The following is a 13,013-nucleotide window of genomic DNA, read 5'->3' on the forward strand; positions in this document are numbered from 1 at the left end:
ATGCTGGCCGCCGCGCTGCTCGCCGAGGCGGCGCTGAGCCTGCTCGGGCTCGGCGTCGTACCGCCCACCGCGAGCTGGGGCGTGATGCTCGGCAGCGGGTTCAAGGAGATCCGCTCCACCCCGCTGCTCGTGTTCTGGCCCGGCGTCGCGATCGCGGTGGCCACCCTGTCGTTCAACCTCATCGGCGATGGGCTGCGCGACGCCCTGGGCCGCCGGATCCGGAAGGCCGCCCCATGAGTGCACCCGCCACCACCTCCACCCTGCTCGGCGTGTCCGACCTCCGCGTCGAGTTCGCCACCGACCACGGCTGGTCCACCGTCGTGGCCGGGACGACGTTCTCTGTCGGCGAGCACGAGATCGTCGGCCTGGTCGGCGAGTCCGGCTCCGGCAAGACCGTCACCGGGCTTTCGGTGCTGGGCCTGCTGCCCCGCGGCGTCGGACGGGTCGCGTCCGGATCGGTGACGCTCGGCGGGCGGGACCTGCTCGGGCTCTCCGAGCGGGAGCTGCGCTCGGTGCGCGGCAACGAGGTCGCCATGGTCTTCCAGGAGCCGATGACCAGCCTGAACCCGGCGTTCAGGATCGGCGACCAGATCGCGGAGACGGTGCGCCTGCACCGCGGCGGCTCCCGGCGGGCGGCCCGGGACCGGGCGGTCGAGGTGCTCGACCTGGTCGGCATCCCGCACGCCCGGCGCCGCGCCGACGACTACCCGCACGAGTTCTCCGGCGGCATGCGGCAACGCGCGATGATCGCGAGATGGCGGGTCAGCTGCGAGCCGTCACTGCTGATCGCCGACGAGCCGACCACCGCCCTGGACGTGACGATCCAGGCGCAGGTCCTCGAGCTGTTGGCGAGCATGCAGGCCGAGCTCGGGATGAGCGTCCTGCTGGTGACCCACGACCTCGGCGTGGTCGCCGAGGTGTGCGAGCGGGTCGTGGTGATGTACGCCGGGCAGGTCGTGGAGCAGGCGCAGGTCGGCGAGCTGTTCGATCACCCCCGCCACCCCTACACCGAGGGGCTGCTGGCCGCGATGCCCCAGCTCGGCTCGCGCGGGCACCGGCTCCCGTCGATCCCGGGCCGGACCCCGGAGCCGTGGGCGATGCCTCCGGGCTGCCGGTTTCGCGCCCCGCTGCGAGTATGCCCTGCCTGCGTGCGAGGAACCGCCGTCGCTTCTCACCACCCGTCCCGACCATCTCTCGCGCTGCCTGCGCCACGACGAGCTGACCCTGCGAGGTGCCCGATGAGCGACTCGACGGCGGTGGGACACCCCAATGACCTGCTGGAGGTCGAGGACCTGCGCGTCACGTTCGGCTCGCCCGGCCTGCGCGGGCGCGGCCGGGTGTTGCACGCCGTCGACGGGGTCGACCTGCGGGTCGGGCGCGGCCGCACCCTGGGCCTGGTCGGCGAGTCCGGCTCGGGCAAGTCGACACTCGGGCGCGCCGTCCTGCGGCTGGTCCCGATCCGCGGGCGGGCGGGTACGCGTCGACGGCACCGACGTCACCGCGCTGCGCGGGCGGGCGCTGCGGGAGATGCGCCGCACGATGCAGATGGTCTTCCAGGACCCGTACTCCTCGCTGGACCGAGCTCGGTGATCGGCGAGAGCATCGCCGAACCGCTGCGCGAGCAGGAACGCCTCACACCCCGCGACGCGCGGGCCCGGGTCGCCGAGCTGCTCGGACGTCGTCGGGCTTCCCGCGAGCCACGCCGACCGCTACCCGGCGGAGTTCTCCGGCGGTCAGCGCCAGCGGGTCGCGATCGCCCGCGCCGTCGCGCTCAACCCGAGCCTGGTCGTCTGCGACGAGGCGGTGTCCGCGCTCGACGTCTCCACCCAGAACCAGGTGATCAACCTGCTGGAGGACCTGCGCGGCCGGTTCGGGCTGTCCTACCTGTTCATCGCGCACGACCTGGCCGTGGTGCGCCACATCGCGCACGAGGTGGCGGTGATGTACCTCGGGCACGTCGTGGAGAGCGGCCCGACCGACCGCGTCTACGACTCCCCCGCCCACCCCTACACACAGGCGCTGCTCTCAGCGATCCCGGCCTCGCATCCGTGCGACGCCGGCACCGGGAAACGGATGCTGCTCACCGGGGACCTGCCCGACCCCGCGAACCCGCCCGAAGGATGCGCGTTCGTGACCCGCTGCCCGTTCGCGAATGGACGTGTGCCGGGAGGTGGCGCCGGCCGTGACGCCGGTCGAGGGCGGCGGCGACGTGGCCTGTCACCTGCAGACCACCGGCCCGGCGCTGGCCGGTAGACCGCTCGGGGCGGGCGGGGTGGGCGGGGTGGACGCGGCGCCGAGGGTGGCGCCGTGACCGGCTCCCTGGACGGGATCACCGTCGTCGAGTTCGGGCAGTTCGTGTCCGTCCCGTTCTGCGCGCAGCTGATGGCCGACGCCGGCGCCCCGCGTGATCAAGGTCGAGCCGCCGGGCGGGGACTCCTACCGCCGCGCGCTCGAACTCGCGCCCGCGGAGAGCCCGCCAGTTCGCGATCAAGAACCGGGGCAAGGAGTCGGTCGCCCTGGACCTCGCCCACCCCGGCGCGGCCGACGTGGTCGACCGGCTGGCCGCGGCCGCGGACGTCGTCCTGGTGAACATGAGCCCGGCCGCGGTCGCCCGTCGCGGCCTGGACTTCGCGACCCTCTCGGCGCGGCACCCGCGGCTGGTGCACGGCTTGGTCACCGGATACGGCACGGTCGGGCCCGACGCCGGGCTGCCCGGCATGGACGTGGTGATGCAGGCGCACTCCGGGCTGGTCGCCGCGCTCGGCGCGGAGGCCGACGGGGTCCCGCGGCACAGCGAGGTGCAGGTCGCGGACTACGCGTCGTCGCTGCTGCTGCTCGCCGGGGTGTCGATGGCGCTGCTGGCCCGTGACCGCACCGGGCGCGGCCAGCAGGTCGACGTCTCGCTGCTCGGTGCGGCGCTGACCATGCAGAACAACCAGTTCTCGCACGTCGAGTCCGTCGACGGGTGGCGGGCCGGCTTCGTCGCCGACGAGCTGCCCGCGCTGCGCCGCGGCGGTGCGGGCCGGGACCGGATCGACGCCGCCCGTGCCGCGCACCAGAGCGACCGGCTGACCCTGACCGCGCACTACCGCGTGTTCGGCACGGCGGACGGCGCGATCTCGGTCGGTGCCGGGAGCCCGCCCACCCAGGAGCGCCTGGCCACGATCGCGGGGCTGCCGGTCGCACTGCTGGGCACCGACCCGGACACCGTCCGCATCCGGCTGACGGCGCTGTTCGCCACCCGCACCAGCGCCGAGTGGATCGCCGAGCTGCGGGCGGCGGCGATCCCGTGCGGCGAGGTCCGCGCGCTCGACGAGGTCCTCTCCGATCCGCACGTGGAGGCCGAGGGCCTGGTCGCCGACGTCGAGCACCCGGCGATCGGCCGCTACCGGGGCCTGGGCAGCCCGATCCGCTTCGGCGACACCCCGTCCGACCCCACCCGGCCGTCCCCGGCGTTTCGCCGCCCACACCACCGCCGTGCTCGACGAGCTCGGCTTCACCCCCGGCGAGGTCGAGGGCCTGCTGCGCTCCGGCGCCGCGGTGGCCGCGCCCCTTTCCGATGCCTCAGCCGACACCGCAGGCGACAACCGCAGCTTCGAGGAGGAGCACCGCATGATCTTCGCGCCGACCGTGCTGACCGAGACCGAGGAACGCCTACGGCTCGAGGTGCGGGAGTTCCTAGCGGCCGAGCTGCCGCCGGACTTCCGGCCCGGGCTGGGTCTGGGTGGCGGCCACGACCCGGAGTTTCCCCGCAGGCTGGCCGCGCGTGGCTGGGTCGGGATGGCCATCCGCGCGAGTACGGCGGGCAGGGCGCGACGCCGGTGGAGCGGTTCGTCGTGGTGGAGGAGCTGCTGGCCGCGGGTGCGCCGATCGTCGCGCACTGGGTGGCCGAGCGGCAGACCGCGCCGACGCTGCTCGCGTTCGGCACCGAGGAGCAGCGCCGCTGGTTCCTGCCGCGGATCGCGGCCGGCGAGTGCTGGTTCTCCCTCGGGATGAGCGAGCCCGACGCCGGCTCCGACCTCGCCTCGGTGCGCACGGCCGCGACGAAGGTCGACGGCGGGTGGGTCCTGAACGGCACGAAGATCTGGACCAGTGCCGCGCACCTGAACCACTTCTTCGTGGTGCTGTGCCGCACGTCGCCGTCCGACGACCGGCACGGCGGGCTGTCCCAGCTGATCGTGGACCTGCACGCGCCCGGGCTGAAGGTGTCCCCGATCCACTACCTCGACGGCGGACACCACTTCAACGAGGTCGTGTTTCACCGACGTGTTCGTGCCCGACGACCGGGTGCTGGGCGACGTCGGCTCCGGCTGGCACCAGGTGACCTCGGAGCTGGCCTACGAGCGCTCCGGCCCGGACCGCTACCTGTCCGCGTTCGGGCTGCTCGCCGCCTTCGTCCGAGAGGAGCGCCAGCGGAACGAGCATCAGCACCGGAGTTCGGGGTCACGTTCGACGACACGGCGCGGGCCGCGGTCGGGCGGGCGTCGGCGAAGCTCTGGACGATCCGGCAGCTCTCGCTGGCGGTGGCCCGGTCGTTGGAGCGGGGTGCGGCGCCCGCGGTGGAGGCGGCGCTGGTCAAGGACATCGGGACGCTCTACGAGCAGGAGGTGGTGGAGGTGCTGCGGCACGTCGCCGGTCAGGAGATCGACCCCGGGGGGCCCGGGCTGTTCGAGCGGCTGCTCGCCGAGGCGGTGCAGACCGCGCCGTCGTTCACGTTGCGCGGCGGCACCACCGAGGTGCTGCGCAGTATCGCGGCCAAGGGCCTGACCGGGGCCGGCCGATGAGCGCCCCGAGCGACGCGGACCTGGTCGCCGAGGCCGTCGGTGAGGTGTTGCGGGCACGATGCCCCCAGGACGTCGTCGCCGCGGCCGAGCACCGGGTGGGCCCCGGAGCTGTGGGCGGCCGTCGCGGCCGGCGGGTTCCCGTGGGTCTCGGTCCCCGAGGACGCGGCCGGGGGCGTCGCGGTCGGCGGCTCGGTGGCCGAGGCGTGCGCGGTGCTGGAGCAGGTCGGGCGCTACGCCGCGCCGTTGCCGGTGGCCGAGACCGGGCTGCTCGGCGGGTGGCTGCTCGCGGCGGCCGGGTTCGAGATCCCGTCCGGGCCGGTCACCACGGCGGCGACGGCCGGCTGGTCCGGCACGTCGTCCGCGGACACCGGCGAGGAAGGCCGGAGGCCGGCATCGGTGTCGCTGCGGCAGGAGAACGGCGATTGGGTCGCCGCGGGCAGCGTCGCGCGGGTGCCGTGGGCACGGGAGGCGGCCCGGATCGTGCTGCTCGCCGACTCCCGGACGGGCTGCAGGTCGTCGCGCTCGACCCGGGCGCGGCGCGGATCACGCCGGGCACCAACCTCGCCGCGGAGCCGCGCGACACCGTGCACCTCGACGACGTGCCGGTCGGCGGGGCCGGAGGCGGGGAGGTCGCGCCGGCGCCGGACGGTGTCAGCCACGACGCGCTGCTGCTGCGCGGCGCGCTGTCCCGGGCGGCGCTGATCGCCGGCGCCGCCGGGCGAATCCTCGACATCACCGTCACCTACACCGGGCAGCGCCAGCAGTTCGGACGTCCGGTCGCTCGGTTCCAGGCGGTCGCGGCGCACCTGGTGCGCCTGGCCGAGCAGACCGAGACGGTCCGGATGGCGGCCCGCGTCGCGGCGGCCAACACCCGCGCCGAGCCGCCATTTCTCGACATCGCGGCGGCCGCGACGGTGGCCGGCGAGTCGGCCGGGCTGATCGCCGCCGCCGCGCACCAGGCGACCGGCGCGATGGGCATGACCCGCGAGTACGAGCTCGGTCAGCTCACCCGGCGGCTGTGGTCCTGGCGCGAGGAGTACGGAGGCGAGCGGGTGTGGAGCACCCGGCTCGGGGCCGCCCTCACCGAGGGCGGAGCCGGGGCACTGTGGCCGGCGATCGCCCGCGGGGCCGCCGCGTGAGGACCGGCGGCCACACAAGGACGGAGCACGGGCTCGACGTCGTCGTGGACGGCCGAGTCGCGACCGTCACCCTGGACCGCCCGGAGCGGCTCAACGCCCTGTCCACCGGACTGCAGGGCGACCTGGTCCGCGCCTTCGACGGCTTCGACGCCGACGACGACGTGTGGGCCGTCGTGCTCACCGGCGCCGGGGACCGGGCGTTCTCCGCGGGCGTCGACCTCAAGGAGGTCCGGGAGGCCGACACCGGGCCGGGCCCGGGGCTGCGGCCGATGGCCGGGTTCTCCCGCAACGTGTTCGAGACGGTGCTCGAGTGCGCAAGCCGACGGTCGCCGCGCTCAACGGGTGGGCGATGGGCGGCGGCTGCGAGCTCGCGCTGGCCTGCGACGTCCGCCTCGCCGCCGAGCACGCCCGGATCGGGCTGCCGGAGGCCAAGCGCGGGATGGGCGCGAACTTCGGAGTGCACCTGCTGTCCCGGATCGTGCCGCGCGGGATCGCCTACGAGCTGCTCTACACCGGCGACGACCTCTCGGCCGCCGACGCGCACCGCTGGGGCCTGGTGAACCGGGTCGTCTCCGGTGCAGCGCTGGCGGCCGAAGCGGACGCGTTGGCCCGGCGGATCGCCGGGAACGCGCCGCTGACCGTGCAGCGTTACAAGGCCGCGATCGGGGCGGGGCGGGGAGCTGCCGCTGTCCTCGGCGCTGCGCCTGTCCGTCGGCCCGGACCCCTACACCAGCCGGGACCGCGGTCGAGGGGGTGGCCGCGTTCGTGGAGAAGCGGGCGCCCGTCTGGGAGGGACGCTGACCCCCGTGCGCGGATATCGCTGTTCTGGCAGCGATATCCGCGCACGGGTCAGTGGATGGGCTGATCCAGGGCGCGGTGGATCGGTTCGCCGGCCAGAAGATGCCCGGCTGGACCCCCGACGGCGGCCTACGGTGTCGCGTTCGTCCCGACGGACGAGGCCGTCCCGTGGTCGTTCCCGGTGGTCAACGTCGGCTGGCTGCACCGCCTGCCGGCTTTGGTGCTCCGGATCGTGAACGCATGCCCGGACGGGACCTGCCCGGGTTCATGACCGCCGCGTCGACGTCGCAGCAGCACGCCGCCCGCGGGAGTTGCTGGAGCTCGGCGGTGATCGCCTTGTGCAGGGACTGGTGACGAGTTGACAGTGCGTAGCGGGGCGAATTGCGGTCGGGGTAGGTCCAGAGCGGGCTGTGGCGATGCCCGGGAGGCTCCCATTCGTAACGTGGATGTACGTGTGCATGAAGATGTTCGAATGAGTTTCCGAGGGATCTTCTGGTTGATTCTTCGAAATCCACTGTCGAGCCGCTGGTACGCGTGTAGCTGGTCCCCGACCCCGACGGCCCGACTACCGCGCGCTACTGCCGGGCCTGCCCGCCGGCCGGGCCGATCACCGACCTGACCTGCGCGCGCTACGGCGACGGCCCCTTGCTCGTGGGGGACCTCGCTGCCGACCCCGCCGGGGCCGACGACGTACTGTCCGCGGCCGCGCAGCAGTGGCTCGTCGTGGCAGGGTGGCGCCTCGACGGGCCGGTGTGCCCCGGCTGTGCGTATATAGATCGGGGTTGACCGAGGTGCCGCAACGGGGCGCATCCTGCCACGACGAGCCACTGCTGCGCGGCCGCGGACAGTACGTCGTCGGCCCCGGCGGGGTCGGCAGCGAGGTCCCCCACGAGCAAGGGGCCGTCGCCGTAGCGCGCGCAGGTCAGGTCGGTGATCGGCCCGGCCGGCGGGCAGGCCCGGCAGTAGCGCGCGGTAGTCGGGCCGTCGGGGTCGGGGACCAGCTACACGCGTACCAGCGGCTCGACAGTGGATTTCGAAGAATCAACCAGAAGATCCCTCGGAAACTCATTCGAACATCTTCATGCACACGTACATCCACGTTACGAATGGGAGCCTCCCGGGCATCGCCACAGCCCGCTCTGGACCTACCCCGACCGCAATTCGCCCCGCTACGCACTGTCAACTCGTCACCAGTCCCTGCACAAGGCGATCACCGCCGAGCTCCAGCAACTCCCGCGGGCGGCGTGCTGCTGCGACGTCGACGCGGCGGTCATGAACCCGGGCAGGTCCCGTCCGGGCATGCGTTCACGATCCGGAGCACCAAAGCCGGCAGGCGGTGCAGCCAGCCGACGTTGACCACCGGGAACGACCACGGGACGGCCTCGTCCGTCGGGACGAACGCGACACCGTAGGCCGCCGTCGGGGGTCCAGCCGGGCATCTTCTGGCCGGCGAACCGATCCACCGCGCCCTGGATCAGCCCATCCACTGACCCGTGCGCGGATATCGCTGCCAGAACAGCGATATCCGCGCACGGGGGTCAGCGTCCCCTCCCAGACGGGCGCCCCGCTTCTCCACGAACGCGGCCACCCCCTCGACGCGGTCCCGGCTGGTGTAGGGGTCCGGGCCGACGGACAGGCGCAGCGCCGAGGACAGCGGCAGCTCCCCGCCCCGCCCGATCGGCGGCCTTGTAACGCTGCACGGTCAGCGGCGCGTTCCCGGCGATCCGCCGGGCCAACGCGTCCGCTTCGGCCGCCAGCGCTGCACCGGAGACGACCCGGTTCACCAGGCCCCAGCGGTGCGCGTCGGGCGGCCGAGAGGTCGTCGCCGGTGTAGAGCAGCTCGTAGGCGATCCCGCGCGGCACGATCCGGGACAGCAGGTGCACTCCGAAGTTCGCGCCCATCCCGCGCTTGGCCTCCGGCAGCCCGATCCGGGCGTGCTCGGCGGCGAGGCGGACGTCGCAGGCCAGCCGCGAGCTCGCAGCCGCCGCCCATCGCCCACCCGTTGAGCGGGCGACCGTCGGCTTGCCGCACTCGAGCACCGTCTCGAACACGTTGCGGGAGAACCCGGCCATCGGCCGCAGCCCCGGGCCCGGCCCGGTGTCGGCCTCCCGGACCTCCTTGAGGTCGACGCCCGCGGAGAACGCCCGGTCCCCGGCGCCGGTGAGCACGACGGCCCACACGTCGTCGTCGGCGTCGAAGCCGTCGAAGGCGCGGACCAGGTCGCCCTGCAGTCCGGTGGACAGGGCGTTGAGCCGCTCCGGGCGGTCCAGGGTGACGGTCGCGACTCGGCCGTCCACGACGACGTCGAGCCCGTGCTCCGTCCTTGTGTGGCCGCCGGTCCTCACGCGGCGGCCCCGCGGGCGATCGCCGGCCACAGTGCCCCGGCTCCGCCCTCGGTGAGGGCGGCCCCGAGCCGGGTGCTCCACACCCGCTCGCCTCCGTACTCCTCGCGCCAGGACCACAGCCGCCGGGTGAGCTGACCGAGCTCGTACTCGCGGGTCATGCCCATCGCGCCGGTCGCCTGGTGCGCGCGGCGGCGATCAGCCCGGCCGACTCGCCGGCCACCGTCGCGGCCGCCGCGATGTCGAGAAATGGCGGCTCGGCGCGGGTGTTGGCCGCCGCGACGCGGGCCGCCATCCGGACCGTCTCGGTCTGCTCGGCCAGGCGCACCAGGTGCGCCGCGACCGCCTGGAACCGAGCGACCGGACGTCCGAACTGCTGGCGCTGCCCGGTGTAGGTGACGGTGATGTCGAGGATTCGCCCGGCGGCGCCGGCGATCAGCGCCGCCCGGGACAGCGCGCCGCGCAGCAGCAGCGCGTCGTGGCTGACACCGTCCGGCGCCGGCGCGACCTCCCCGCCTCCGGCCCCGCCGACCGGCACGTCGTCGAGGTGCACGGTGTCGCGCGGCTCCGCGGCGAGGTTGGTGCCCGGCGTGATCCGCGCCGCGCCCGGGTCGAGCGCGACGACCTGCAGCCCGTCCGGGGAGTCGGCGAGCAGCACGATCCGGGCCGCCTCCCGTGCCCACGGCACCCGCGCGACGCTGCCCGCGGCGACCCAATCGCCGTTCTCCTGCCGCAGCGACACCGATGCCGGCCTCCGGCCTTCCTCGCCGGTGTCCGCGGACGACGTGCCGGACCAGCCGGCCGTCGCCGCCGTGGTGACCGGCCCGGACGGGATCTCGAACCCGGCCGCCGCGAGCAGCCACCCGCCGAGCAGCCCGGTCTCGGCCACCGGCAACGGCGCGGCGTAGCGCCCGACCTGCTCCAGCACCGCGCACGCCTCGGCCACCGAGCCGCCGACCGCGACGCCCCCGGCCGCGTCCTCGGGGACCGAGACCCACGGGAACCCGCCGGCCGCGACGGCCGCCCACAGCTCCGGGGCCCACCCGGTGCGCTCGGCCGCGGCGACGACGTCCTGGGGGCATCGTGCCCGCAACACCTCACCGACGGCCTCGGCGACCAGGTCCGCGTCGCTCGGGGCGCTCATCGGCCGGCCCCGGTCAGGCCCTTGGCCGCGATACTGCGCAGCACCTCGGTGGTGCCGCCGCGGCAACGTGAACGACGGCGCGGTCTGCACCGCCTCGGCGAGCAGCCGCTCGAACAGCCCGGGCCCCCCGGGGTCGATCTCCTGACCGGCGACGTGCCGCAGCACCTCCACCACCTCCTGCTCGTAGAGCGTCCCGATGTCCTTGACCAGCGCCGCCTCCACCGCGGGCGCCGCACCCCGCTCCAACGACCGGGCCACCGCCAGCGAGAGCTGCCGGATCGTCCAGAGCTTCGCCGACGCCCGCCCGACCGCGGCCCGCGCCGTGTCGTCGAACGTGACCCCGAACTCCCGGTGCTGATGCTCGTTCCGCTGGCGCTCCTCTCGGACGAAGGCGGCGAGCAGCCCGAACGCGGACAGGTAGCGGTCCGGGCCGGAGCGCTCGTAGGCCAGCTCCGAGGTCACCTGGTGCCAGCCGGAGCCGACGTCGCCCAGCACCCCGGTCGTCGGGCACGAACACGTCGGTGAACACGACCTCGTTGAAGTGGTGTCCGCCGTCGAGGTAGTGGATCGGGGACACCTTCAGCCCGGGCGCGTGCAGGTCCACGATCAGCTGGGACAGCGCCCGGTGCCGGTCGTCGGACGGCGACGTGCGGCACAGCACCACGAAGAAGTGGTTCAGGTGCGCGGCACTGGTCCAGATCTTCGTGCCGTTCAGGACCCACCCGCCGTCGACCTTCGTCGCGGCCGTGCGCACCGAGGCGAGGTCGGAGCCGGCGTCGGGCTCGCTCATCCCGAGGGAGAACCAGCACTCGCCGGCCGCGATCCGCGGCAGGAACCAGCGGCGCTGCTCCTCGGTGCCGAACGCGAGCAGCGTCGGCGCGGTCTGCCGCTCGGCCACCCAGTGCGCGACGATCGGCGCACCCGCGGCCAGCAAGCTCCTCCACCACGACGAACCGCTCCACCGGCGTCGCGCCCTGCCCGCCGTACTCGCGCGGGATGGCCATCCCGACCCAGCCACGCGCGGCCAGCCTGCGGGAGAACTCCGGGTCGTGGCCGCCACCCAGACCCAGCCCGGGCCGGAAGTCCGGCGGCAGCTCGGCCGCTAGGACTCCCGCACCTCGAGCCGTAGGCGTTCCTCGGTCTCGGTCAGCACGGTCGGCGCGAAGATCATGCGGTGCTCCTCCTCGAAGCTGCGGTGTCGCCTGCGGTGTCGGCTGAGGCATCGGAAAGGGGCGCGGCCACCGCGGCGCCGGAGCGCAGCAGGCCCTCGACCTCGCCGGGGGTGAAGCCGAGCTCGTCGAGCACGGCGGTGGTGTGGGGCGGCGAACGCCGGGGACGGCCGGGTGGGGTCGGACGGGGTGTCGCCGAAGCGGATCGGGCTGCCCAGGCCCCGGTAGCGGCCGATCGCCGGGTGCTCGACGTCGGCGACCAGGCCCTCGGCCTCCACGTGCGGATCGGAGAGGACCTCGTCGAGCGCGCGGACCTCGCCGCACGGGATCGCCGCCGCCCGCAGCTCGGCGATCCACTCGGCGCTGGTGCGGGTGGCGAACAGCGCCGTCAGCCGGATGCGGACGGTGTCCGGGTCGGTGCCCAGCAGTGCGACCGGCAGCCCCGCGATCGTGGCCAGGCGCTCCTGGGTGGGCGGGCTCCCGGCACCGACCGAGATCGCGCCGTCCGCCGTGCCGAACACGCGGTAGTGCGCGGTCAGGGTCAGCCGGTCGCTCTGGTGCGCGGCACGGGCGGCGTCGATCCGGTCCGGCCCGCACCGCCGCGGCGCAGCGCGGGCAGCTCGTCGGCGACGAAGCCGGCCCGCCACCCGTCGACGGACTCGACGTGCGAGAACTGGTTGTTCTGCATGGTCAGCGCCGCACCGAGCAGCGAGACGTCGACCTGCTGGCCGCGCCCGGTGCGGTCACGGGCCAGCAGCGCCATCGACACCCCGGCGAGCAGCAGCAGCGACGACGCGTAGTCCGCGACCTGCACCTCGCTGTGCCGCGGGACCCGTCGGCCTCCGCGCCGAGCGCGGCGACCAGCCCGGAGTGCGCCTGCATCACCACGTCCATGCCGGGCAGCCCGGCGTCGGGCCCGACCGTGCCGTATCCGGTGACCAAGCCGTGCACCAGCCGCGGGTGCCGCGCCGAGAGGGTCGCGAAGTCCAGGCCGCGACGGGCGACCGCGGCCGGGCTCATGTTCACCAGGACGACGTCCGCGGCCGCGGCCAGCCGGTCGACCACGTCGGCCGCGCCGGGGTGGGCGAGGTCCAGGGCGACCGACTCCTTGCCCCGGTTCTTGATCGCGAACTGGCGGCTCTCCCGCGGCGCGAGTTCGAGCGCGCGGCGGTAGGAGTCCCCGCCCGGCGGCTCGACCTTGATCACGCGGGCGCCGGCGTCGGCCATCAGCTGCGCGCAGAACGGGACGGACACGAACTGCCCGAACTCGACGACGGGTGATCCCGTCCAGGGAGCCGGTCACGGCGCCACCCTCGGCGCCGCGTCCACCCCGCCACCCCGCCCGCCCCGAGCGGTCTACCCGGCCAGCGCCGGGCCGGTGGTCTGCAGGTGACAGGCCACGTCGCCGCCGCCCTCGACCGGCGTCACGGCCGGCGCCACCTCCCGGCACACGTCCATCGCGAACGGGCAGCGGGTCACGAACGCGCATCCTTCGGGCGGGTTCGCGGGGTCGGGCAGGTCCCCGGTGAGCAGCATCCGTTTCCCGGTGCCGGCGTCGCACGGATGCGAGGCCGGGATCGCTGAGAGCAGCGCCTGTGTGTAGGGGTGGGGCGGGGGAGTCGTAGACGCGGTCGGT

General features: G+C 74.5%; 14 protein-coding genes and 6 pseudogenes. 10 read left to right on the top strand and 10 right to left on the bottom strand.

Annotation, left to right across the window (positions count from 1 at the left end):
* Both DMP15_RS30160 and DMP15_RS30515 read left to right on the top strand, forming a co-directional pair.
* On the top strand, positions 1–237 hold a 237-nt coding region (locus tag DMP15_RS30160; protein ID WP_337827017.1), incomplete at its 5' end, for an ABC transporter permease subunit.
* Positions 234–746: pseudogene (locus tag DMP15_RS30515) on the top strand (ATP-binding cassette domain-containing protein); the annotation flags it as partial. The gene DMP15_RS30160 and the pseudogene DMP15_RS30515, both read left to right, overlap by 4 nt.
* 30 nt (positions 747–776) lie before the next feature.
* Here the strand turns inward: DMP15_RS30515 and DMP15_RS30165 are convergent.
* A complete protein-coding gene (locus DMP15_RS30165) occupies positions 777–992 on the bottom strand; it encodes a hypothetical protein (protein ID WP_337827018.1) in 216 nt (71 codons plus the stop codon).
* Here DMP15_RS30165 and DMP15_RS30520 point away from each other — a divergent pair.
* The 5 genes and pseudogenes from DMP15_RS30520 to DMP15_RS30180 all read left to right on the top strand — a co-directional run.
* Positions 939–1,415 (top strand): annotated as a pseudogene (locus tag DMP15_RS30520) (oligopeptide/dipeptide ABC transporter ATP-binding protein); the annotation flags it as partial. The gene DMP15_RS30165 and the pseudogene DMP15_RS30520 overlap by 54 nt on opposite strands.
* 388 nt (positions 1,416–1,803) lie before the next feature.
* Positions 1,804–2,253, top strand: coding sequence for an ABC transporter ATP-binding protein (locus DMP15_RS30170; protein ID WP_337827019.1), 450 nt, complete (start codon positions 1,804–1,806; stop codon positions 2,251–2,253).
* A 54-nt stretch (positions 2,254–2,307) separates the two neighbouring features.
* Positions 2,308–2,589: a CoA transferase gene (locus DMP15_RS30525; protein WP_443217728.1), complete on the top strand. Its 282-nt coding sequence runs from the start codon at positions 2,308–2,310 to the stop codon at positions 2,587–2,589.
* Positions 2,475–3,443, top strand: a pseudogene (locus DMP15_RS30175) (CaiB/BaiF CoA transferase family protein); the annotation flags it as partial. The gene DMP15_RS30525 and the pseudogene DMP15_RS30175, both read left to right, overlap by 115 nt.
* 396 nt (positions 3,444–3,839) lie before the next feature.
* On the top strand, positions 3,840–4,784 hold the full coding sequence (locus DMP15_RS30180) for an acyl-CoA dehydrogenase family protein (RefSeq protein ID WP_337827027.1): 945 nt from the start codon (positions 3,840–3,842) through the stop codon (positions 4,782–4,784).
* Positions 4,785–5,014: 230 nt separating this feature from the next.
* Here the strand turns inward: DMP15_RS30180 and DMP15_RS30185 are convergent, their stop codons facing one another.
* Complete coding sequence (locus DMP15_RS30185; RefSeq protein ID WP_337827020.1) at positions 5,015–5,152, bottom strand: hypothetical protein; 138 nt, start codon at positions 5,150–5,152, stop codon at positions 5,015–5,017.
* A gap of 87 nt (positions 5,153–5,239) precedes the next feature.
* Here DMP15_RS30185 and DMP15_RS30190 point away from each other — a divergent pair, with 87 nt between their 5' ends.
* The 3 genes and pseudogenes from DMP15_RS30190 to DMP15_RS30195 all read left to right on the top strand — a co-directional run bounded on the left by DMP15_RS30190 (position 5,240) and on the right by DMP15_RS30195 (position 6,788).
* A complete protein-coding gene (locus tag DMP15_RS30190) occupies positions 5,240–5,923 on the top strand; it encodes an acyl-CoA dehydrogenase family protein (protein ID WP_337827021.1) in 684 nt (227 codons plus the stop codon).
* Positions 5,924–5,967: 44 nt separating this feature from the next.
* Positions 5,968–6,108 (top strand): annotated as a pseudogene (locus DMP15_RS30530) (enoyl-CoA hydratase-related protein); the annotation flags it as partial.
* 125 nt (positions 6,109–6,233) lie between these two features.
* Positions 6,234–6,788, top strand: a complete 555-nt coding sequence (locus tag DMP15_RS30195; protein WP_337827022.1) for an enoyl-CoA hydratase/isomerase family protein — start codon at positions 6,234–6,236, stop codon at positions 6,786–6,788.
* 1,238 nt (positions 6,789–8,026) lie between these two features.
* Here the strand turns inward: DMP15_RS30195 and DMP15_RS30535 are convergent.
* The 8 genes and pseudogenes from DMP15_RS30535 to DMP15_RS30230 all read right to left on the bottom strand — a co-directional run.
* Positions 8,027–9,097 (bottom strand): enoyl-CoA hydratase/isomerase family protein, encoded by a 1,071-nt coding sequence (locus tag DMP15_RS30535; RefSeq protein WP_443217729.1) that lies wholly within the window; start codon positions 9,095–9,097, stop codon positions 8,027–8,029.
* Positions 9,064–9,225, bottom strand: a complete 162-nt coding sequence (locus DMP15_RS30200) for a hypothetical protein (RefSeq protein ID WP_337827023.1) — start codon at positions 9,223–9,225, stop codon at positions 9,064–9,066. Before DMP15_RS30200 ends, DMP15_RS30535 begins: the two co-directional genes overlap by 34 nt.
* The gene (locus tag DMP15_RS30205; RefSeq protein WP_337827024.1) at positions 9,222–10,703 is read right to left on the bottom strand and encodes an acyl-CoA dehydrogenase family protein; all 1,482 of its coding nucleotides are present in this window, start codon (positions 10,701–10,703) and stop codon (positions 9,222–9,224) included. The genes DMP15_RS30200 and DMP15_RS30205 overlap by 4 nt, the downstream gene beginning before the upstream one ends.
* 79 nt (positions 10,704–10,782) lie before the next feature.
* Positions 10,783–10,998, bottom strand: a pseudogene (locus DMP15_RS30210) (acyl-CoA dehydrogenase family protein); the annotation flags it as partial.
* 312 nt (positions 10,999–11,310) lie between these two features.
* Positions 11,311–11,898 carry a CoA transferase gene (locus DMP15_RS30215; RefSeq protein ID WP_337827025.1) on the bottom strand — a complete coding sequence of 196 codons (588 nt, stop codon included), beginning with the start codon at positions 11,896–11,898 and terminating at the stop codon, positions 11,311–11,313.
* A 20-nt stretch (positions 11,899–11,918) separates the two neighbouring features.
* Positions 11,919–12,164 (bottom strand): CoA transferase, encoded by a 246-nt coding sequence (locus DMP15_RS30540; protein WP_443217730.1) that lies wholly within the window; start codon positions 12,162–12,164, stop codon positions 11,919–11,921.
* Positions 12,068–12,649 (bottom strand): annotated as a pseudogene (locus DMP15_RS30225) (CoA transferase); the annotation flags it as partial. The gene DMP15_RS30540 and the pseudogene DMP15_RS30225, both read right to left, overlap by 97 nt.
* Positions 12,650–12,733: 84 nt before the next feature.
* Positions 12,734–13,013, bottom strand: a 280-nt coding sequence (locus DMP15_RS30230; protein ID WP_337827026.1) for an oligopeptide/dipeptide ABC transporter ATP-binding protein, incomplete at its 5' end; no start/stop codon positions are given.

The organism is Pseudonocardia sp. UM4_GMWB1 (assembly GCF_017312155.1).
Classification (GTDB): Bacteria; Actinomycetota; Actinomycetes; order Mycobacteriales; family Pseudonocardiaceae; genus Pseudonocardia; species Pseudonocardia alni.